The organism is Pseudomonas sp. 1L-B-1-E-C1 (assembly GCF_057291835.1).
In genome coordinates, this window is record NZ_JBXAWN010000005.1 from 22,490 (window position 1) to 40,601 (window position 18,112).

Annotated in this window: 21 protein-coding genes; 10 read left to right on the plus strand and 11 right to left on the minus strand. The window is 60.1% G+C overall.

Features of this window, described 5'->3' with window-relative positions:
* Positions 1-134: 134 nt before the first annotated feature.
* Positions 135-1,109 carry a cysteine synthase A gene (gene cysK / locus AC0Z4S_RS10125; RefSeq protein ID WP_064362519.1) on the minus strand — a complete coding sequence of 325 codons (975 nt, stop codon included), beginning with the start codon at positions 1,107-1,109 and terminating at the stop codon, positions 135-137.
* Between the two features lie 137 nt (positions 1,110-1,246).
* On the opposite strand from cysK, the gene AC0Z4S_RS10130 reads away from it, so the two are divergent.
* Positions 1,247-2,323 (plus strand): DUF748 domain-containing protein, encoded by a 1,077-nt coding sequence (locus AC0Z4S_RS10130; protein ID WP_042607443.1) that lies wholly within the window; start codon positions 1,247-1,249, stop codon positions 2,321-2,323.
* Here AC0Z4S_RS10130 and AC0Z4S_RS10135 read toward each other — a convergent pair.
* Entirely contained in the window at positions 2,320-2,817 is a 498-nt protein-coding gene (locus AC0Z4S_RS10135) for a helix-turn-helix domain-containing protein (RefSeq protein WP_485622882.1), read from the minus strand. The two genes, AC0Z4S_RS10130 and AC0Z4S_RS10135, sit on opposite strands and share 4 nt — an antisense overlap.
* Before the next feature lie 226 nt (positions 2,818-3,043).
* Between AC0Z4S_RS10135 and AC0Z4S_RS10140 the strand changes: the two genes are divergently transcribed.
* Positions 3,044-3,889 carry an AAA family ATPase gene (locus AC0Z4S_RS10140; protein ID WP_007911294.1) on the plus strand — a complete coding sequence of 282 codons (846 nt, stop codon included), beginning with the start codon at positions 3,044-3,046 and terminating at the stop codon, positions 3,887-3,889.
* Between the two features lie 12 nt (positions 3,890-3,901).
* Positions 3,902-5,080 (plus strand): vWA domain-containing protein, encoded by a 1,179-nt coding sequence (locus AC0Z4S_RS10145; RefSeq protein ID WP_485622883.1) that lies wholly within the window; start codon positions 3,902-3,904, stop codon positions 5,078-5,080.
* Between the two features lie 86 nt (positions 5,081-5,166).
* Here the strand turns inward: AC0Z4S_RS10145 and AC0Z4S_RS10150 are convergent, their stop codons facing one another.
* The 4 genes from AC0Z4S_RS10150 to AC0Z4S_RS10165 all read right to left on the minus strand — a co-directional run bounded on the left by AC0Z4S_RS10150 (position 5,167) and on the right by AC0Z4S_RS10165 (position 8,883).
* On the minus strand, positions 5,167-6,084 hold the full coding sequence (locus tag AC0Z4S_RS10150; RefSeq protein WP_485622884.1) for a 5-oxoprolinase subunit C family protein: 918 nt from the start codon (positions 6,082-6,084) through the stop codon (positions 5,167-5,169).
* Positions 6,081-6,785, minus strand: coding sequence for a 5-oxoprolinase subunit PxpB (gene pxpB / locus AC0Z4S_RS10155; protein WP_485622885.1), 705 nt, complete (start codon positions 6,783-6,785; stop codon positions 6,081-6,083). Before pxpB ends, AC0Z4S_RS10150 begins: the two co-directional genes overlap by 4 nt.
* Complete coding sequence (locus AC0Z4S_RS10160; RefSeq protein ID WP_485622886.1) at positions 6,782-7,534, minus strand: 5-oxoprolinase subunit PxpA; 753 nt, start codon at positions 7,532-7,534, stop codon at positions 6,782-6,784. The genes pxpB and AC0Z4S_RS10160 overlap by 4 nt, the downstream gene beginning before the upstream one ends.
* Before the next feature lie 62 nt (positions 7,535-7,596).
* Entirely contained in the window at positions 7,597-8,883 is a 1,287-nt protein-coding gene (locus AC0Z4S_RS10165) for an MFS transporter (RefSeq protein ID WP_485622888.1), read from the minus strand.
* A gap of 159 nt (positions 8,884-9,042) precedes the next feature.
* Between AC0Z4S_RS10165 and AC0Z4S_RS10170 the strand changes: the two genes are divergently transcribed.
* Positions 9,043-9,957 (plus strand): LysR family transcriptional regulator, encoded by a 915-nt coding sequence (locus tag AC0Z4S_RS10170; RefSeq protein WP_471879193.1) that lies wholly within the window; start codon positions 9,043-9,045, stop codon positions 9,955-9,957.
* A gap of 93 nt (positions 9,958-10,050) precedes the next feature.
* Here the strand turns inward: AC0Z4S_RS10170 and AC0Z4S_RS10175 are convergent, their stop codons facing one another.
* The 3 genes from AC0Z4S_RS10175 to AC0Z4S_RS10185 are packed head-to-tail and all read right to left on the minus strand — an operon-like array spanning position 10,051 to position 11,895.
* Entirely contained in the window at positions 10,051-10,593 is a 543-nt protein-coding gene (locus AC0Z4S_RS10175) for a DUF2937 family protein (RefSeq protein ID WP_042607436.1), read from the minus strand.
* A 12-nt stretch (positions 10,594-10,605) separates the two neighbouring features.
* The gene (locus AC0Z4S_RS10180) at positions 10,606-11,382 is read right to left on the minus strand and encodes a class II glutamine amidotransferase (protein ID WP_024012022.1); all 777 of its coding nucleotides are present in this window, start codon (positions 11,380-11,382) and stop codon (positions 10,606-10,608) included.
* Positions 11,383-11,397: 15 nt separating this feature from the next.
* The gene (locus AC0Z4S_RS10185) at positions 11,398-11,895 is read right to left on the minus strand and encodes an MFS transporter (RefSeq protein WP_253500170.1); all 498 of its coding nucleotides are present in this window, start codon (positions 11,893-11,895) and stop codon (positions 11,398-11,400) included.
* Positions 11,896-12,131: 236 nt separating this feature from the next.
* Here AC0Z4S_RS10185 and AC0Z4S_RS10190 point away from each other — a divergent pair, with 236 nt between their 5' ends.
* Together AC0Z4S_RS10190 and AC0Z4S_RS10195 are read left to right on the plus strand one after the other, a co-directional pair.
* Positions 12,132-14,186: a S9 family peptidase gene (locus AC0Z4S_RS10190; protein ID WP_485622889.1), complete on the plus strand. Its 2,055-nt coding sequence runs from the start codon at positions 12,132-12,134 to the stop codon at positions 14,184-14,186.
* A 191-nt stretch (positions 14,187-14,377) separates the two neighbouring features.
* The gene (locus tag AC0Z4S_RS10195; RefSeq protein ID WP_253500164.1) at positions 14,378-14,851 is read left to right on the plus strand and encodes a cyclic nucleotide-binding domain-containing protein; all 474 of its coding nucleotides are present in this window, start codon (positions 14,378-14,380) and stop codon (positions 14,849-14,851) included.
* Here AC0Z4S_RS10195 and AC0Z4S_RS10200 read toward each other — a convergent pair.
* Positions 14,848-15,132 carry a hypothetical protein gene (locus AC0Z4S_RS10200; protein ID WP_137216219.1) on the minus strand — a complete coding sequence of 95 codons (285 nt, stop codon included), beginning with the start codon at positions 15,130-15,132 and terminating at the stop codon, positions 14,848-14,850. The two genes, AC0Z4S_RS10195 and AC0Z4S_RS10200, sit on opposite strands and share 4 nt — an antisense overlap.
* Before the next feature lie 80 nt (positions 15,133-15,212).
* On the opposite strand from AC0Z4S_RS10200, the gene AC0Z4S_RS10205 reads away from it, so the two are divergent.
* From AC0Z4S_RS10205 to AC0Z4S_RS10220, 4 genes are all read left to right on the plus strand, one after another.
* Complete coding sequence (locus AC0Z4S_RS10205) at positions 15,213-15,899, plus strand: spermidine synthase (RefSeq protein WP_485622890.1); 687 nt, start codon at positions 15,213-15,215, stop codon at positions 15,897-15,899.
* 48 nt (positions 15,900-15,947) lie between these two features.
* Positions 15,948-16,319, plus strand: a complete 372-nt coding sequence (locus tag AC0Z4S_RS10210; protein ID WP_003222612.1) for a YajD family HNH nuclease — start codon at positions 15,948-15,950, stop codon at positions 16,317-16,319.
* Positions 16,320-16,450: 131 nt separating this feature from the next.
* The gene (locus tag AC0Z4S_RS10215; RefSeq protein WP_007911337.1) at positions 16,451-16,921 is read left to right on the plus strand and encodes an RNA methyltransferase; all 471 of its coding nucleotides are present in this window, start codon (positions 16,451-16,453) and stop codon (positions 16,919-16,921) included.
* 81 nt (positions 16,922-17,002) lie between these two features.
* The gene (locus AC0Z4S_RS10220; RefSeq protein ID WP_485622891.1) at positions 17,003-17,380 is read left to right on the plus strand and encodes a YgaP family membrane protein; all 378 of its coding nucleotides are present in this window, start codon (positions 17,003-17,005) and stop codon (positions 17,378-17,380) included.
* A gap of 121 nt (positions 17,381-17,501) precedes the next feature.
* On the opposite strand, the gene AC0Z4S_RS10225 is transcribed toward AC0Z4S_RS10220, so the two are convergent.
* Positions 17,502-17,951 (minus strand): YcgN family cysteine cluster protein, encoded by a 450-nt coding sequence (locus tag AC0Z4S_RS10225; RefSeq protein WP_253500158.1) that lies wholly within the window; start codon positions 17,949-17,951, stop codon positions 17,502-17,504.
* Positions 17,952-18,112 lie beyond the last annotated feature (161 nt).

Genomic DNA, 18,112 nt, shown 5'->3' on the forward strand with positions numbered 1-18,112 from the left:
TGGCAGCCGGCCATGATAAACACTACCGGCTCCGGGAAAAACCCGCCTGATACAAGATTCAGTGTTATGCATTGCGCAACAAAGCCTTTATTAACATGCAGCGCCTGAACCTTGGCTGACCTGAATCAACAGGATTACTGCTGATTCTCCTGCTCGGTGAACAGGTCACTGAACAACATGCTCGACAGATAACGCTCACCCGAATCCGGCAACACCACGACGATGGTTTTGCCCTGCATCTCCGGAGTTTCCGCCAGGCGCACAGCCACCGCCATCGCAGCGCCGCAGGATATGCCGCACAAAATTCCCTCTTCCTGCATCAGACGCAAGGCCATGGCCTTCGATTCTTCGTCGGTTACTTGCTCGACACGATCGACCATCGACAGATCAAGGTTCTTCGGCACAAAACCGGCGCCAATGCCCTGAATCTTGTGTGGACTAGGCTTGATCTCGTCACCGGCCAGGGCCTGGGTGATGACCGGCGAAGATGCAGGCTCCACAGCCACCGACAGAATCGGTTTGCCGGCGGTGTTCTTGATATACCGCGAGACACCGGTAATGGTTCCACCGGTACCGACGCCCGCCACCAGTACATCCACGGCGCCGTCGGTGTCGTTCCAGATTTCCGGGCCGGTGGTCTTTTCGTGAATCGCCGGGTTGGCCGGGTTATCGAATTGCGCCGGCATGAAATATTTGTCGGCATCACTGGCGACGATTTCCGCGGCTTTCTCGATGGCGCCCTTCATGCCCTTGGCCGGCTCGGTCAACACCAGTTCCGCCCCCAGGGCTTTCAGGACCTTACGGCGCTCGATGCTCATCGACGCCGGCATGGTCAGCATCAGTTTATAGCCACGCGCAGCAGCGACGAACGCCAGGCCGATGCCGGTGTTACCGGAGGTGGGCTCGACAATGGTCATGCCGGGCTTGAGTTTACCGCTGCTTTCGGCGTCCCAGATCATGTTGGCGCCAATCCGGCACTTGACCGAGTAACCGGGGTTGCGCCCCTCGATCTTGGCCAGGATCGTGACCCCGCGCGGCGCGATGCGGTTGATCTGGACCAGCGGCGTATTGCCGATGGAATGGGCGTTGTCAGCGTAAATACGGCTCATGGCTGGGTCCTTATGCAGCGTTGAATTCGCCTTTCAAGGTAAGCCTGTTGCCGATCACAGTCCAGTCGGGTCGAACGTCTGCAACCGCGCGCAGTCAATCGCATTGAACCAAGGAACACTCTTCAAGGAACAATGTCATGAAACGTCGTTACAGCTGGCCGCTCTGGACCCTGGCGGGTGTCGTGGTGCTGCTGGTCGCCCTGCATTTCGCCCTGCCCTATCTGGTTCGCGACTACCTCAATGACAAGCTCGCGGACATGGGCGATTACCGTGGCCAGATCACCGATGTCGACCTCGCGCTGTGGCGCGGCGCCTACAAAATCAATGGTCTGAAAATCGTCAAGGTCGACGGCAAGGTACCGGTGCCGTTCGTCGATGCGCCGTTGATCGACCTGTCGGTGAGCTGGCACTCGCTGTGGTACGACCATGCCGTGGTCGCCCAGGTGCAATTCCTCAATCCGGAAATCAATTTCGTCGACGGTGGCCCCAACAAACAGAACTCGCAGACCGGTCAGGGCACCGACTGGCGAGAACAACTCGGCAAGCTGCTGCCGATCACCCTCGATGAGGTGCAGATCAACGACGGCCGTATCACGTTCCGCAACTTCAATTCCAAGCCGCCGGTAAACATGAATGCCAGCAACGTCAACGCCAGCATCTATAACCTGACCAACGTGGTCGACAAGGAAGGCAAACGCGACGCCCGCTTCGAAGGCAAGGCGCTCCTGCTGGGCCACGCGCCACTGGAAACCACCGCCACCTTCGATCCGCTGAGCAACTTCGAAGACTTCGAATTCCGCCTGCGTGCCCGCGACATCGAGCTCAAACGCATGAACGACTTCGCCTCGGCCTACGGCAAATTCGACTTCAACGCTGGTCACGGCGATGTGGTCATCGAAGCCAAGGCAGAAAAAGCCCGGCTCACCGGCTACATCAAACCTCTGCTGCGCGATGTCGATGTTTTCAATTGGCAGCAGGACGTCGAGAACAAAAACAAAGGCCTGTTCCGCTCGGTCTGGGAAGCACTGGTCGGCGGCACCGAGACCGTTCTGAAAAACCAGAACAAAAACCAGTTCGCCACCCGGGTCCAACTCAGCGGCAATGTGCACCAGCAGAACGTCAACGCATTCGAAGCGTTTTTGCAGATTTTGCGCAACGGCTTTATTCAAGCCTTCAATGCGCGGTATGAACGGCCGAAGCCGGATGAGGGTTAAGTTTTGCGGCTGACGACATATCTACCAGTGTCTTCGGCCGCGATCGATGAGCGCTGTTGCAGCGAATCCCAGCCCAGACAGGCCAACGCCAAAGAACGTGGCACTGCCTCACGCCCATTGCTGTAACGGCTGATGCTCCGAGCGCTCACACCCAGCGCCTCGGCCGCCTCACTGAGAGAAAGTCCCGTACGGGCGCGCCAGTCGATAAAAATGCGTGTGTTCTCGTCCTGGGCATTTTGCGCCAGCGCATCCATGTACAAGGTGTCTGCGCCAATCTGTATGTCGGGCTCTAGCCATTCGACTATCCAGCCATCGTCGCCAACTACGGCAGTCGCAAAGACTTCGCTATCAAGCAGTGGCCGCAGACCTGGATAAGTATGAATATCCACCCCCAAATCAACTGTCAGTTCCTGACCATTGATAAATGTCAGCGCCAACCTGAAATCCGACAGGACCTGCGCAAATCGCAGACGCGGCCGTTTCATGGGTAACATCGATTTTCTGCCTTTTTATCAACCAAGCAAGAAAGGCTATCGCCAAATCGGCGATACCGGAATACTGGCCATCCGCCGAGACTGAGTCAACATGTGACGCCCTATTCAGAGACTGAATACGCCGTCTGCGTTCACAGTCGACCGGCGTGCGCGTTATAGTCGGGGCATCCGATTATTCGCCCCCGCCCTGCCCGTAAGGTCGGCGTTACCGTTCGAGGATTTGCAGATGAAGTTCGAAGGCACCCAGGCCTACGTCGCCACCGATGACCTGAAGCTGGCGGTCAACGCCGCCATCACCCTGGAGCGGCCGCTGCTGGTCAAGGGTGAACCGGGCACCGGCAAGACCATGCTCGCCGAGCAACTCGCCGAGTCGTTCGGTGCCAAGCTGATCACCTGGCACATCAAATCCACCACCAAGGCCCATCAGGGGCTGTACGAGTACGACGCGGTGAGCCGTTTGCGCGACTCGCAGCTGGGCAATGAAAAAGTCCACGACGTGCGCAATTACCTGAAGAAAGGCAAGCTCTGGGAAGCGTTTGAGTCCGAGGAGCGGGTGATCCTGCTGATCGACGAAATCGACAAGGCCGACATCGAGTTCCCTAACGACTTGCTGCAAGAACTCGACAAGATGGAGTTCTACGTTTACGAGATCGACGAGACCATCAAGGCCAAGAAGCGCCCGATCATCATCATTACCTCCAACAACGAGAAAGAGCTGCCGGACGCCTTCCTGCGCCGCTGCTTCTTTCATTACATCGCTTTCCCCGACCGCACCACCCTGCAGAAAATCGTCGACGTGCATTACCCGGACATCAAGAAGGATCTGGTCAGCGAAGCGCTAGACGTGTTCTTTGACGTGCGCAAGGTACCGGGTCTGAAGAAGAAGCCATCGACGTCGGAACTGGTCGACTGGCTGAAACTGCTGATGGCCGACAACATCGGCGAAGCGGTGCTGCGCGAGCGCGATCCGACCAAAGCCATACCGCCGCTGGCCGGTGCGCTGGTGAAGAACGAACAGGACGTACAACTGCTTGAGCGCCTGGCGTTCATGAGCCGTCGCGGCACCCGCTAAGAGGCTGCTGCCATGCTGCTCAACCTGTTCAATGAAATGCGTGCAGCCAAGGTGCCGGTGTCGGTGCGTGAGCTGCTCGACCTGATCAACGCGCTGAAACAGCGCGTGACCTTCGCCGACATGGACGAGTTCTATTATTTGTCACGGGCGATTCTGGTGAAGGACGAGCGCCATTTCGACAAGTTCGACCGCGCGTTCAGTGCCTACTTCAATGGCCTGGAGAAACTCGACGACCATTTGCAGGCGCTGATTCCCGAGGACTGGCTGCGCAAGGAATTCGAGCGTTCGCTCAGCGACGAAGAGCGCGCGCAGATCCAGTCCCTTGGCGGGCTGGACAAGCTCATCGAGGAATTCAAGAAGCGTCTGGAAGAACAGAAGGAACGCCATGCCGGCGGCAACAAGTGGATCGGCACCGGCGGCACCAGCCCGTTCGGTTCCGGCGGTTTCAACCCGGAAGGCATCCGCGTTGGCGATGCCGGCAAGCGTCAGGGCAAAGCGGTCAAGGTCTGGGATCAGCGCGAGTACAAGAACCTCGACGATTCGGTGGAACTGGGCACGCGCAACATCAAGGTCGCCCTGCGTCGTCTGCGCAAGTTTGCCCGTCAGGGTGCGGCGGAAGAACTCGACATCGACGGCACCATCGACCACACCGCCAAGGATGCCGGCCTGCTGAACATCCAGATGCGCCCGGAACGGCGCAACACGGTGAAGCTGCTGCTGTTGTTCGACATCGGCGGCTCGATGGATGCGCACGTGAAGATCTGCGAGGAATTGTTCTCGGCCTGCAAGACCGAGTTCAAGCATCTTGAGTATTTCTACTTCCACAACTTCATTTATGAATCGGTGTGGAAGAACAATATGCGCCGCACTTCCGAGCGCACCTCGACCCAGGATCTGTTGCACAAATACGGCGCCGACTACAAGGTGATCTTCATCGGTGACGCCGCCATGGCGCCGTACGAAATCACCCAGGCCGGCGGCAGTGTCGAGCACTGGAACGAAGAACCGGGCTACGTGTGGATGCAGCGTTTCATGGAGAAGTACAAAAAACTCATCTGGATCAACCCGTACCCGAAGGACACCTGGGGCTATACCTCATCGACCAATATCGTGCGCGATCTGATCGAGGATCAGATGTATCCGCTGACGTTGCGCGGGCTTGAGGAAGGGATGCGGTTTCTTTCCAAATAAAATCAAAGGATCGCAGCCTTCGGCAGCTCCTACGGGAAACGCGTATTCCTCTGTAGGAGCTGCCGAAGGCTGCGATCTTTTGATCTTCAAACGAAGCGCTGCAAATATTCGATGTGCTCGCGATGTGCGACGTCCTGCACCACCGGCCTTAACCTCACCTTCGCCCCCGGCAGGCACTGCGCCAGCCGCGCCAGTGCCAGCGGCGTCAACGCGCCTAGGCGCGGATACCCGCCGATGGTCTGGCGATCATTGAGCAACACAATCGGCTGCCCGTCCGGTGGCACTTGCACCGCACCGAGCGGAATCCCTTCAGAGATCATCGGCGCGCCCTGATATTGCAACGCCGTACCCAGCAGGCGGATGCCCATGCGGTCGGCGCGGCTGTCGATTGTCCAGGTGCTGTTGAAGACATCGAACAGGCTTTGTCCGCTGAACTGGCCGATCTGTGCGCCGAGTACCAGATCCAGTGGTGTGTCCATTCTGAGATCCGGACGCAGCGCCAAAGGCACTTCACGTACCGTCAGCGCTTCCCCGGAAGAACAGAGCACCGTGCCTTTGGCGAGCGCAAGGCCCATCCCGTCGAGACCGCCCAATTGTTCGCGCACCACCGTGGCACTGCTTCCCAGCACCTTCGGCGCAGTAAACCCACCGGGAGTCGCCAGATAAGCCCGGGCGCCGAGCAAAGGCTGGGTGAAGCGCAGAGTCTGCCCTTTCGCCAATCTGAAACTGCACCACGGCGCCTGCGGTTGCCCATCGATTTGCGCGCCGAGATCCGCACCGGCCAGCGCCAACAGACAATCCTCTTCAGCCACCACGGCAAACCCGCCGAGCGTAATTTCAACCACCACTGCATCCAGGTCGTTACCAAGCAGCCAATTGGCCCAGCTCATCGAACACCAATCCGCCGCGCCGCCCTGGGTTACGCCCAGGTGTCGCACACCGAAGCGCCCGGCATCCTGCAACAGGCACAGCGGTGTGCTGGCTTCGATTGTCAGTCGACTCATGCCAGCGCCTCCAGTGGCGTGTCGTCGCCGCCCAGACGAATGAATTCGCCGTGGTCGACCGCTTCGAAGCGCACCGTGTCGCCAGGCTGCATCAGGCTGTAGCCGTCGCGATGACGATCGAACAGTTTCGCCGGGGTGCGGCCGATCAGGTTCCAGCCTCCGGGTGAAACTACCGGATAAGCCGCCGTCTGCCGCTCGGCGATACCGACGCTGCCGGCGGCGACTTTTTTGCGCGGTGTGCTCAAGCGCGGCGCGGCGAGCATTTCTTCGACCAGGCCCATGAAGGCAAAGCCCGGCGCAAAGCCAAGGGCGAACACTTGATATTCCCGCGCACTGTGACGACGAATCACCTCGTCCACCGCGAGGCCGCTGCGTTCGGCCAACAGGCTCAGTTCCGGGCCGACACTCGAGTCGTACCAGACCGGCAAGACGTGACACTGCCCACCGCTTCGCGCATTTGGCGACAGATCGACCAGCGCTTCGGCGATCAATTCGCGCGCCTGGGCCGGAGTCAGCAGCGTCAGATCGTAATGCACCATCAACGTCGTATAGGACGGCACCAGATCGATCAGTTGGGCGCCGAACGCCGTGCGCAAACGCTCGGTGGCGGCGAGCATCCACGGCATGTTGGCTTCGGCGATTTCATCGAACAGACGCAGCATCAGGCAATCCAGTGCTACCACTTCAACACGTGGATTCATGACGCACTCGATTGCTGCAAGGCGTGGCGAATGCGCTGCACGGCGGCCACGGAACTGGCGTTGTCACCGTGTACGCACAAGGTGTTGGCGCGCAGGATCAAAGCGCTGCCATCACTGGCGGTAAGCTCACCGCCAGCGGCAATGGTCAGGGCCTGGCCGATGATTTTTTCGGCATCGTGATGCACCGCGCCCGGCAGCTGCCGGGAGACCAGCCGGCCAGCGCTGTCGTAGGCGCGATCGGCGAAAGCTTCGAACCACAGGGTCACGCCGTATTCATCACCGATTTGCTGCGCTGCGACGTTGTCACGGGTTGCCATCAACATCAGCGGCAGGCTGCGGTCATACGCGGCCACGGCCTGCACCACCGCGCGTAACTGCGCCGAGTTGGCCATCATGTCGTTGTACATCGCGCCGTGGGGTTTGACGTAGCTCACGCGTCCGCCCTGCGCCTTGCAGATGCCGTCGAGGGCACCGATCTGGTAATGCAGGATGTCTTGCAGCTCTTGCGCGGAATAGGCCATGGAACGTCGGCCGAATCCGACCAGATCCTGATAAGCCGGGTGCGCACCGATCTGCACGCCGTGCTCGAGGGCCAGCGCCACGGTTTTGCGCATGATGCTCGGGTCGCCGGCATGGAAACCGCAGGCCACGTTGGCGCAATCGATGAAGGGCATGACGTCGGCGTCCAGACCCATGGTCCAGCTGCCGAAGCTCTCGCCAATGTCGCAATTCAATAGCAGGCGGCTCACGGTGAACACTCCTGTAGCTGCTGATCTTCTTATCTGTAGGACATTGCTGCGCAGGTTATCAGTTACTGCGCGTCGAGTTGCTTGCCGCGGGTTTCCGGCAGACTCAGCGCCGCCAGGATCACCACGCCGTAGGACACCGCCGCAAAGGCACCAATACCCATGCTCAGCGGGACTTTCTGGCTCAGCAGGCCAATCAGCAGCGGGAACAACGCCGCCAGCGCGCGGCCGATGTTGTAGCAGAAACCCTGACCCGAGCCGCGGATCCGCGTGGGGAACAGTTCAGTGAGAAACGCACCCATGCCGCTGAAAATCCCCGAGGCGAAGAAGCCCAGCGGAAACCCCAGCCACAGCATCACGCCGTTGCTGACCGGCATCTGCGTGTAGAGCAGAACGATGGTGAACGAGCCGACCGCAAACAAAATGAAATTCTTTTTCCGCCCGAGCAGGTCGGTCAGATAAGCGCTGATCACGTAACCGACGTAGGAACCGACGATCACCATTGCCAGATAACCACCGGTGCCGAGCACGCTCAAACCGCGTTCGTTCTTGAGGAAGGTCGGCAGCCAGGAGGTGATTGCGTAATAACCGCCCAGCGCACCGGTGGTCAGCAACGACGCGCGAAATGTGGTGAACAGCATGCCCGGAGCAAAAATCTCGTAGAACTTCGCCGGGTTGTCCGGGGTTTGCGCGGCTTTGGCTTCGCGATAGATTTCCGGATCCTTGACCAGGCGACGGACGAAAATCACGAATATCGCCGGCACGATGCCGAGGATGAACAGCGCGCGCCAGGCATCTTCCGGCGGCAACACCGAGAACAACAGCGCGTACAGAATCGCCGTCAGGCCCCAGCCCAGCGCCCAGCCGGATTGCACCATGCCAACCGCTTTGCCGCGATCCCTGGCGCGAATCACTTCACCGATCAACACTGCGCCAGCGGTCCATTCACCGCCGAAACCGAAGCCCATCAACGTGCGCGCGATCAACAATTGTTCGTAGTTTTGCGCGAAGCCGCAGAGGAAAGTGAAGAAGGCGAACCACAGCACCGTCAGTTGCAGCGTGCGCACGCGGCCGATGCGGTCGGAAAGAATACCGGCGACCCAGCCGCCAATCGCCGAAGCGATCAAGGTGCTGGTGTGAATCAGCCCCGCTTCGCCGGTGGTGATGCCCCACATTGCAATCAGCGTTGGCACGACGAAGCTGAGCATCTGCGTGTCCATGCCGTCCAGACCGTAGCCGATCTTGCAGCTCCAGAACGTGCGGCGCTCCTGCTGGTTGATGTTGCGGTACCAGTCGAACGGCCCGGGACGCGCCGCAGGCTTGGATAACGGGAGGGTGTCGGGAGCACTCATGGCAAATCTCCGCAGGGCTTTTATTGGTCTTGTTCGAAGCTCCGACGACGCCTATCGTGGGAACCGGATGCGCCGATTTTTCGTCGCCCTGCCCCGCGCCGTCCAACGAATAAAAACCCGCCTTAGGCATAAGAAAAATTTGTCAGCCGAGCCTTGCCCATGAACCTGAAGTTTCTCGAGACCTTTGTCTGGGTCGCGCGCCTGAAGAGTTTTCGTCTGACTGCCGATAAGCTGTTCACCACTCAGGCGTCGATTTCCAGCCGCATCGCAGTGCTCGAAGGCGAGCTGGGAGTGAAGCTGTTTCTGCGCGACTCACGCGGCGTGAGTCTGACCCCGGAAGGCCTGAAGGTGCTCGACTATGCCGAGCAGATGCTCGACACCATGGCGGCGCTGAAACAATCGATCGAGACCCGTTCGAGCAAGGTCGGCCGGGTGCGGATCGGCGTGATGGACACGGTGATTCATACCTGGCTGAGCCCGCTGGTGGCGCAAATGACCGATCTCTACCCACGGGTGGAAATCGAACTGGTCGCGGATACCGCACTGAATCTCTGTGATCAGCTGCAAAAAGGCTTCCTCGATCTGGTGCTGCAAACCGATCTGGTCAGGCACGAAAGCGTGCGCAGTCTGGAGCTGGCCAGCCATCCGCTGGGCTGGATCGTCGCCAGCAGCTCGATTTACAACCGCGACTACGCCGATCTCGCCGAACTGGCGCAGGAGCGAATCATCACCTACTCGAAAAACTCACGACCGCATCAGGACATTGTGGCGCTGATGCAGGCGAACGGCGTGTTGGCGCCACGCTTGAATTGCGTGAACTCGGTGTCAGCGATCACCCGGTTGTTGCGTGACGGTTTCGGAATCGGCGCCCTGCCGCCGGTGCTGGTGGCCGAGGAACTGGCGCGTGGAGAGTTGACCTTGCTCGACATCGAGCAGCGTCCGGGGGATCTGCCAGTGGTGGTGTCGTGGCGGGTCGGAGTGGAGTGGGTCGAAGAGATTGTGACGTTGTGTCAGCAGGTCTTGGCGGGGTATGCAGATAAAGTGGGCGACAGTTACATCGTCTTGAACGCCTGAAAATCAAAAGATCGCAGCCTTCGGCAGCTCCTACAGGTGTTCACATTCCCCTGTAGGAGCTGCCGAAGGCTGCGATCGTTTGCTCTGGGGCCTTTAGAGGCCGCGCACGTCGCGATCTTCGATCGGCCGGCTCTGGCGCAGACGCCGGCCGCCGAGCACTACCCAGTCGATCAGGCGGAACAGGCATTCGATGCCGAACGAAAGCAGCAACGCCCCGCTCATGCCCCAGATCATCGCTTCCGGCGTCAGCAGAATCTGATAGCTGTAGCCATTCCAGGTTTCCTTGCGAATGTCCGGATCGGCGGCCAGCACCACTTGCAGGAAGCGCACGTACCAAGGGCCTTGCATCGCCTGAAACTGTTTATCCAGCGCAACCTGACGGGTGAGCAAGGTGTTCAGGCTGTCCGCATCGCTGCGAAAAATCGGGTCTTCGCTGGCCCGGTAATGCGCCACCAGCGCCTGCATGTCGCCTTTGAAAAACTGATCGGCGGTGCCCTGAAACCCACGCAGACCAGTCTGTGCTTCGATCAGATGCGCTTCGACACGCTGGGCGTAATCGTTGATGAACCCCGGCACCTGGACGCCGATCAACAGGCCTGCCGCAAACAACACCAGCCGTACATAACTGAGCAACATGGGTGCAAATCCTTATTCGGTCTTGCCCTGGCTGACGCATTCGCCGCGTCGCCACAGGCTCCATTGGCCCGGTTCGTAGCGGGTCCAGGTTTCGTTTTCGGTCAAAGGCTCGGTGGCGATCACCGTGACCACGTCGTTGGGCGTGGTTTCAGCCTGGAAGTCGACAATCACATCGACATCCTTGAGCCGCGCCGGGCCGAACGGTGCGCGGCGGGTGATCTGGGCCAGTTTGGTCGAGCAGTAACAGAACAGCCAGTCGCCGTCGCTGAGCAGGCAATTGAACACGCCCTTGCTGCGATATTCAGCGCAGGCAGCGACCAGATCCGGCAGCAGCACTTCGATATCGACCGGTTCCGGAAAGGCCGCGCGTACACGATTGAGCAAATCGCAGAACGCCGCTTCGCTGTCGGTATCGCCGACCGGGCGGTAGAAACTCTTGATCGGGGTGAAGTCGGCGAGTTGGCCGTTGTGCGCGAAACACCAGTTGCGCCCCCACAGTTCGCGGACGAACGGGTGGGTGTTGGACAGGCAGACCTTGCCGACGTTGGCCTGGCGAATATGGCCGATGACCACTTCGCTCTTGATCGGATAACGCTGCACCAGATTGGCAACTTCCGACTCGCTGCTCGCCGCCGGGTCTTGGAACAACCGCAAGCCCCGCCCCTCGTAGAAGGCGATGCCCCAGCCGTCGCGGTGCGGACCGGTGCGACCGCCGCGCTGCATCAGGCCGGTGAAGCTGAACACGATGTCGGTCGGCACGTTGGCACTCATGCCCAGTAATTCACACATGTGCGGACTCTCGGGTTACAGACGCGGCTCGACCCGCATGCGCTGCGGATTGTTCGGCACTGGCGGACGACCGTAGCGGTCGTCGCCGGCGCCGCCGAATGGCTGATCGTCGTCGCGATCTTCCGCGCGGGCCGCGGCTTTGGCGGCCTCGGCGCGTTCACGCCGCGCTGTCGAGGCACGCTCGATCGGCATACGGATCAAGACGAAAACCAGATACACCCCGAAAGCGATCATGCCGTACATGAACAGATCGGAAACCGCACGCCAGGCGTTGTTGCCGACCTTGAACAGCATGTCCAGCGCGGTGATGGCGATGGCCGGCGCAACTTTGGCTTTCACCGGATCGACGATGGTCGGGCTGAACAGCAACACCGCCATCAGCACACGCAGCGGCTCGCGCAGCCAGCGCCACATCCAGGTGGTCAGGCGCATCCATACCAGCAGGCAGCCTACGGCGGCAAAGGCGTAAAGGCCCCAGGCGATCAGATAGTCGTTCTCGGTCATGGTGTCCATGGCAAGGCAGGCAAAGAGGCGCTTATAGTAACGACTTTTCGCCCATGCGGCTTGTCCCAATACCAGACGGCCAGCAGCCGACCCTGTGGGAGCGAGCCTGCTCGCGAATGCAGACTGGCAGTTGCAACAGCGTTGCCTGACACACCGCTTTCGCGAGCAGGCTCGCTCCCACAAGGGCTGCGGCGCTTTCAAGACCTGCGAAAAACCCAATTCCGAATAATGTCCGAGAGCCTTCCATGCCCCAATCCGCCAATGTCATCCCAGCCCCGATTGCCCACCGGGCGCCCGGCGCCGACCCGTATGCCTGGCTGCAGGAGCGCGACACCGACGCGGTGCTCGATTACCTCAAGGCTGAAAACGCTTATCAAGAGGCGCAAACCGCCGATCAGGCCGAACTGCGCGAAAGCCTGTTCAACGAGATCAAAGGCCGGATTCTGGAAACCGACCTGTCCCTGCCCTCGCCCTGGGGTCCGTATCTGTATTACACGCGCACCACCGCCGGTGACGAATACGCCCGGCACTACCGCTGCCCGCGTCCGGCGGATGACAGCCTGATCCTCGATGAAAGCCGCGAACAACTGCTGCTTGACCCGAACGCACTGGCCAATGGCGGCTTCTTCTCGCTTGGTGCTTTCAGCATCAGTCCCGATCACCAGCGTCTGGCCTACAGCGTCGACACCGCGGGCGACGAGATCTACACGCTGTTCGTCAAGGAACTGTCCAACGACAAGGTCAGCGAACTCGAATTCGAAGACTGCGACGGCAGCATGACCTGGGCCAACGACAGTCTGACCCTGTTCTTCGGCGTGCTCGACGACACCCATCGCCCGCACAAACTGTTCCGTTATCGCCTCGATGGCACCGCCGCCGAAGAGGTTTTTCACGAGCCGGACGGGCGTTTCTTCCTGCATTGCTACCGCGCCAGCTCAGAGCAGCAATTGCTGCTGTCGCTGGGCAGCAAGACCACCAGCGAAGTCTGGGCGCTGGACGCCAATCAGCCGCACCTGCCGTTCACCTGTCTGGCGCCACGGGTCGAAGATCACGAATACGACGTCGACCACGGCCTGCTCGATGGCGTCTGGACGTGGTTCATCCGCACCAACCGCGACGGCATCAACTTCGCCCTGTACCAGGCTGCGGACACCGGCGTGCCGCCGAGTGAAGCCGACTGGCAGAATCTCATCCCGCATAGCGATGAAGTGATGCTCGACGGCGTCAGCCTCAATGCCGAGGCGATGACCTTGAGCCTGCGCGAGGGTGGTTTGCCGATTATCGAAGTTCACCCGCAAGGCCTGGCGTCGTATCGCGTGCAATTGCCCGATGCGGCCTACAGCCTCCATGTGCAAAACAGCCTGGAATTCGAGAGCGATCGCATTCGTTTGCGCTACGAAGCGTTGAATCGCCCGGCTCAGGTGCGCCAGTTGATTCTCGCCAGCGCCGAGCAAACAGTGCTCAAGGAAACCCCGGTGCTCGGCCCGTTCGACGCCGACGCCTATGTCAGTCAGCGTCTGTGGGCCACCGCCCCGGACGGCACGCAGGTGCCGATCAGTCTGGTGATGAAGCGCGAGATGGTCGGCAAACCGGTGCCGCTGTATCTGTACGGTTACGGTGCCTATGGTTCGAGCCTCGACCCGTGGTTTTCCCACGCACGCCTGAGCCTGCTCGATCGCGGCATGGCCTTCGCCATCGCCCACGTACGCGGCGGCGGCGAGCTGGGCGAAGCCTGGTATCGCGCCGGCAAGCAGGAACACAAACACAACACCTTCAGCGACTTCATCGCCTGCGCCGAATTTCTGATCCTCAACGGCATCACCACCGCAGAAAAACTGGCGATCAGCGGCGGCAGCGCCGGTGGCCTGCTGATCGGCGCAGTGCTCAACCAGCGCCCGGACCTGTTCGGCGTGGCGATTGCAGAAGTGCCATTCGTCGACGTGCTCAACACCATGCTCGACCCCGAGCTGCCACTGACCGTCACCGAATACGACGAATGGGGCAACCCGGAAGAACCTGACGTCTATGATCGGATCAAGGCTTACGCGCCGTACGAAAACGTCACGGCGCAGGCTTATCCGCCGCTGCTGGTGATTGCCGGCTACAACGACAGCCGCGTGCAGTATTGGGAAGCAGCCAAGTGGGTGGCGAAATTGCGCGCGACCAGGACCGATGACAATCTGCTGCTGCTAAAGACCGAACTGGGCGCCGGGCATGGCGGCATGAGCGGGCGCTATCAGGGATTACGTGACGTAGCGCTCGAATATGCGTTTGTGTTCAAGGTTTTGCAGATTGCCTGAGGAACTCTGTGGGTGGCTTGGGTCTTAACAGCAGACCCAACGTCTCCACCGATTCCCCTGTGTAGGAGCTGCCGAAGGCTGCGATCTTTTGATTTTTTAACAGCAAGATCAAAAGATCGCAGCCTTCGGCAGCTCCTACACAAGGAACGTGTGATACCCGGAAAATGTGAAAACAAAAAGACCGCATCGACATGTCCGAACCGACCTTACTGAACAACGAAATCCGCGACTGGCTGATGGACTGTGGCCTGTTCGATCAATTGCAGCTGGCCGACTTCGCGGCCGCTTCCGGCTACTTCAGCATCAGCACCGTGGCTGAAGGCGAAGCGATTTTTCGCGAGGGCGATGCCGGCAGTTTCATGTGCATCATCCACACCGGCCAGGTCGCCGTGCAGAAAACCGGCGTCGACGGTCAGGTCATCACCATGGCCACCCTGCGCAGCGGCCGGGCCTTCGGTGAAATGGCCGTGCTCGATGGCGAGCGCCGTTCCGCCACGTGCATCGCGGCGAGCCATTGTCAGTTGCTCAATCTGGGCAAGGACTCGCTGGAAAAAATGCTCAACGACGCACCGAAAATCGCCGCAAAGATCATCCGCGCCCTCGCCGTTTCATTGTCCAAACGCCTGCGCATGGCAGACGGCCAACTCGCCGCACAACAGGTTTAACCGCCCGGGGATTTGACCTTGTTGCCATTCGGCTCGATGCCCGGCACCGGTTGATCCTTGCTCGGCGGGCTGGGCATTTCGATCGGCACCAGCGGCGGGCTGCCGCTGCCGGCGCCCGATTTTGGCAGAGTGATCGGGGTGATCTGCGGATACGGCGTCGGCGTCGCGGTGCCGGGCGAACCGGGTTGCGGCGTCGGGCTGACCGGAATGCTCTGTTGCGCCTGCACCGCAGTAATCGCGAGCGCGGCCAGGGTAATGACCGTTAGAATGGTGCGCTTCATCAAGGGCTCCGTTTGGCCTTTAGTCTGTGCTCAGGCTACTCCCAACGCGCCTGCTTGCCTTCCCCCCTTTAGAGATTTCCATGAAACGTTTCGTTCTGCTCGACACCACCCCGATCCCCGAAAACGGCGGTGCCCTGTGCCTGTTCGAGTATGGCGAGGACTTCGTCATCAAGATCCAGGGCGGCGATGGCGGGCAGTTGATGAACACGCGCATGCACGGTTCCGAAGACGCATTGGCCGAGATTCCCTGCCGCAAGGTCGCCGGCCGGCCGAATTCGCGCGTGCTGATCGGTGGCCTGGGCATGGGCTTCACCCTCGCCTCCGCGCTCAAGCATCTGGGCAAGGCCGCCGAAGTGGTGGTCGCTGAGCTGGTGCCCGGCGTGGTCGAGTGGAATCGCGGCCCGCTTGGAGAAAAATCCGGTCGGCCATTGCTTGATTCGCGCACGGTGATCCGCATGGAAGACGTGGCCAAGGTGCTGCAAAGCGAGCCGAACGGGTTCGACGCGATCATGCTCGATGTCGACAACGGCCCTGAAGGCCTGACCCAGAAAGCCAACAGTTGGTTGTACTCGGCCGCTGGTCTGAATGCCTGCGCCAAAGCCCTGCGCCCCAAAGGTGTGCTCGCCGTGTGGTCGGCCAGCGCCGATCGGCAGTTTTCCGACAAATTGAAGAAGGCCGGTTTCAAGGCCGAAGAAGTTCAGGTGTTCGCCCACGGCAACAAGGGCACCCGCCATACGATCTGGATTGCCGAGAAGCTCAAGGGCTGAGCTAAACTCTGCGCATAACCGTCATCAGTCTTTTACAAAGGTGAACCCATGAGTTCGTCCACCCCCACCAACACGTCGAAGCTGGACCGCATCCTCGCCGACAATCAGCGCGACAAGGAAATGGGCTACCGCGACAAGGCTCTGAAGATGTATCCGCATGTCTGCGGCCGCTGCGCCCGTGAGTTTTCCGGCAAGCGCCTGAGCGAACTGACCGTGCACCACCGTGACCACAACCACGACAACAACCCGCAGGACGGCTCGAACTGGGAGCTGTTGTGCCTGTATTGCCACGACAACGAACACTCGCGTTACACCGACCAGCAGTATTTCGGCGACGGCTCGCTGAGCACACCGAAGATCGCCAAGGCCACGCATAACCCGTTTGCAGCCCTGGCTGGCCTGATGAAAAAAGAAGATTAAAAGCAAAAGATCGCAGCCTTCGGCAGCTCTTACACGGTGTACGCCATTCAACTGTAGGAGCCGCCGAAGGCTGCGATCTTTTGATCTTATCCCCGTATAATCGCCCTCTTTTTCCCGAAGGCACCCCGCTCGTGGCAGACAAACGGTACAGCTGCATTGGTTTGTATAACCCCAAATCACCGGAGAACGTCGGTTCGGTGATGCGCGCCGCAGGCTGTTACGGCGTGGCATCGGTGTTCTACACCGGCAAGCGTTATGAACGCGCCGCCGATTTCGTCACCGACACCAAACGCGTGCACTACGACATCCCGTTGATCGGCATCGACGACCTGAAAAAAATCCTCCCACTCAACTGCGTGCCCGTCGCCGTGGAACTGGTCGAAGGCGCACGACCGCTGCCGGAATACACTCACCCCGACCGCGCCCTGTACATCTTCGGCCCGGAAGACGGCTCGCTGGATAAAGAGATTCGCGACTGGTGCGAAGACGTCGTGTACATCCCGACCACCGGCTGCATGAACCTCGCCGCCACGGTCAACGTTGTGCTCTACGACCGCATGGCCAAAGGCTTGAACACCCGCTCCGGGCCGAAATTCCGCTGAAGCGTCGCACATTCGATGGAACAAGCTGACCGCCCCGGCAGTCAGCTTATCTATCAATCGCACCCTGCCTGGAGATAGATCATGAGCGAGCTCAAACGCGTAGAACGCATCGAATCCACCCCGTTCCAGTCGCCTTCGCACAAGAACGTGCATGGCTGGGAGCGCGTCGGCTCGTTGACCGGCGGCGTGCTGATGGTCGGCAAGGGCCTGCGCCGTGGCGGCGTGTTCGGCCTGATTCAAGTGGCGCTCGGCGGCATGGCCGTGGCCCGTGGTATCACCGGCCACTGCTCGGCGAAAAGCCTGTTGGAAAAAGGCCGTCAGGACATGAGCAACGTACGGGCGAAGATCGAACGCGCCGGGGAAGAACTGAACAAGCTGAAAACCAATGCCGAAGTGGCCACGGAAATGGCGACTGTTACCGGCAATGATTCGCTGACCTCGCCGAAAGCCGGCGTCTGAGGCTTTAAAGCAAAAGATCGCAGCCTGCGGCAGCTCCTACACGGAATCACGTTTTCCATTGTAGGAGCTGCCGAAGGCTGCGATCTTTTGATCTTTACGGGTTCAACACCCCACCACCTCATCAGCCCGCGCGAAAAATCAGATGATCTTCCCAGTCATCCTCCGCCACGCTGCCTTCGGCGAGCATTCGCCCGGATTGGGAAATCCGCTCATGGTGCACCGCGTCGCGGTCGCCACACACCAAGTGATGCCATAACGGCAGATCCTTGCCCTCGCTGACCAGACGATAACCGCAGGTCGGCGGCAGCCATTTGAACTCTTCCGCCTGCCCCGGGGTGAGCTGGATGCAGTCCGGGACAAACTTGATCCGGTTCGGATAATCGCTGCATTGACAGGTTTTCAGATCCAGCAGTTTGCAGGCGATGCGCGTGTAATACACGCTGTTGTCTTCCTCATCCTCGAGCTTTTGCAGGCAGCACAGACCGCAGCCGTCGCACAGCGACTCCCACTCCTCATGATCGAGTTGATCGAGGGTTTTGCGTTTCCAGAACGGTTCGACTATGGCGGCCATGGTTCAAGCATCAACATCAAGTTGGTGAAAAGGCCGCCAGTCTAGTGCCAGCGGGCGCGAGGGCCAAGCGCTGGCGACTGTCGGTAAATCCGCTTGTCAGCCCCAGCGCCGCCCAATGGTTCTATTGCCTCGCGCCGCCCTTGAGCGATCCGGTGGCTGAA

Coding starts and splice junctions, on each gene's coding strand:
- cysK (WP_064362519.1), bottom strand. CDS start 1,109: ATGAGCCGTATTTACGCTGACAACGCCCATTCCATCGGCAATACGCCG.
- AC0Z4S_RS10130 (WP_042607443.1), top strand. CDS start 1,247: ATGAAACGTCGTTACAGCTGGCCGCTCTGGACCCTGGCGGGTGTCGTG.
- AC0Z4S_RS10135 (WP_485622882.1), bottom strand. CDS start 2,817: ATGTTACCCATGAAACGGCCGCGTCTGCGATTTGCGCAGGTCCTGTCG.
- AC0Z4S_RS10140 (WP_007911294.1), top strand. CDS start 3,044: ATGAAGTTCGAAGGCACCCAGGCCTACGTCGCCACCGATGACCTGAAG.
- AC0Z4S_RS10145 (WP_485622883.1), top strand. CDS start 3,902: ATGCTGCTCAACCTGTTCAATGAAATGCGTGCAGCCAAGGTGCCGGTG.
- AC0Z4S_RS10150 (WP_485622884.1), bottom strand. CDS start 6,084: ATGAGTCGACTGACAATCGAAGCCAGCACACCGCTGTGCCTGTTGCAG.
- pxpB (WP_485622885.1), bottom strand. CDS start 6,785: ATGAATCCACGTGTTGAAGTGGTAGCACTGGATTGCCTGATGCTGCGT.
- AC0Z4S_RS10165 (WP_485622888.1), bottom strand. CDS start 8,883: ATGAGTGCTCCCGACACCCTCCCGTTATCCAAGCCTGCGGCGCGTCCC.
- AC0Z4S_RS10170 (WP_471879193.1), top strand. CDS start 9,043: ATGAACCTGAAGTTTCTCGAGACCTTTGTCTGGGTCGCGCGCCTGAAG.
- AC0Z4S_RS10175 (WP_042607436.1), bottom strand. CDS start 10,593: ATGTTGCTCAGTTATGTACGGCTGGTGTTGTTTGCGGCAGGCCTGTTG.
- AC0Z4S_RS10180 (WP_024012022.1), bottom strand. CDS start 11,382: ATGTGTGAATTACTGGGCATGAGTGCCAACGTGCCGACCGACATCGTG.
- AC0Z4S_RS10185 (WP_253500170.1), bottom strand. CDS start 11,895: ATGGACACCATGACCGAGAACGACTATCTGATCGCCTGGGGCCTTTAC.
- AC0Z4S_RS10190 (WP_485622889.1), top strand. CDS start 12,132: ATGCCCCAATCCGCCAATGTCATCCCAGCCCCGATTGCCCACCGGGCG.
- AC0Z4S_RS10195 (WP_253500164.1), top strand. CDS start 14,378: ATGTCCGAACCGACCTTACTGAACAACGAAATCCGCGACTGGCTGATG.
- AC0Z4S_RS10200 (WP_137216219.1), bottom strand. CDS start 15,132: ATGAAGCGCACCATTCTAACGGTCATTACCCTGGCCGCGCTCGCGATT.
- AC0Z4S_RS10205 (WP_485622890.1), top strand. CDS start 15,213: ATGAAACGTTTCGTTCTGCTCGACACCACCCCGATCCCCGAAAACGGC.
- AC0Z4S_RS10210 (WP_003222612.1), top strand. CDS start 15,948: ATGAGTTCGTCCACCCCCACCAACACGTCGAAGCTGGACCGCATCCTC.
- AC0Z4S_RS10220 (WP_485622891.1), top strand. CDS start 17,003: ATGAGCGAGCTCAAACGCGTAGAACGCATCGAATCCACCCCGTTCCAG.
- AC0Z4S_RS10225 (WP_253500158.1), bottom strand. CDS start 17,951: ATGGCCGCCATAGTCGAACCGTTCTGGAAACGCAAAACCCTCGATCAA.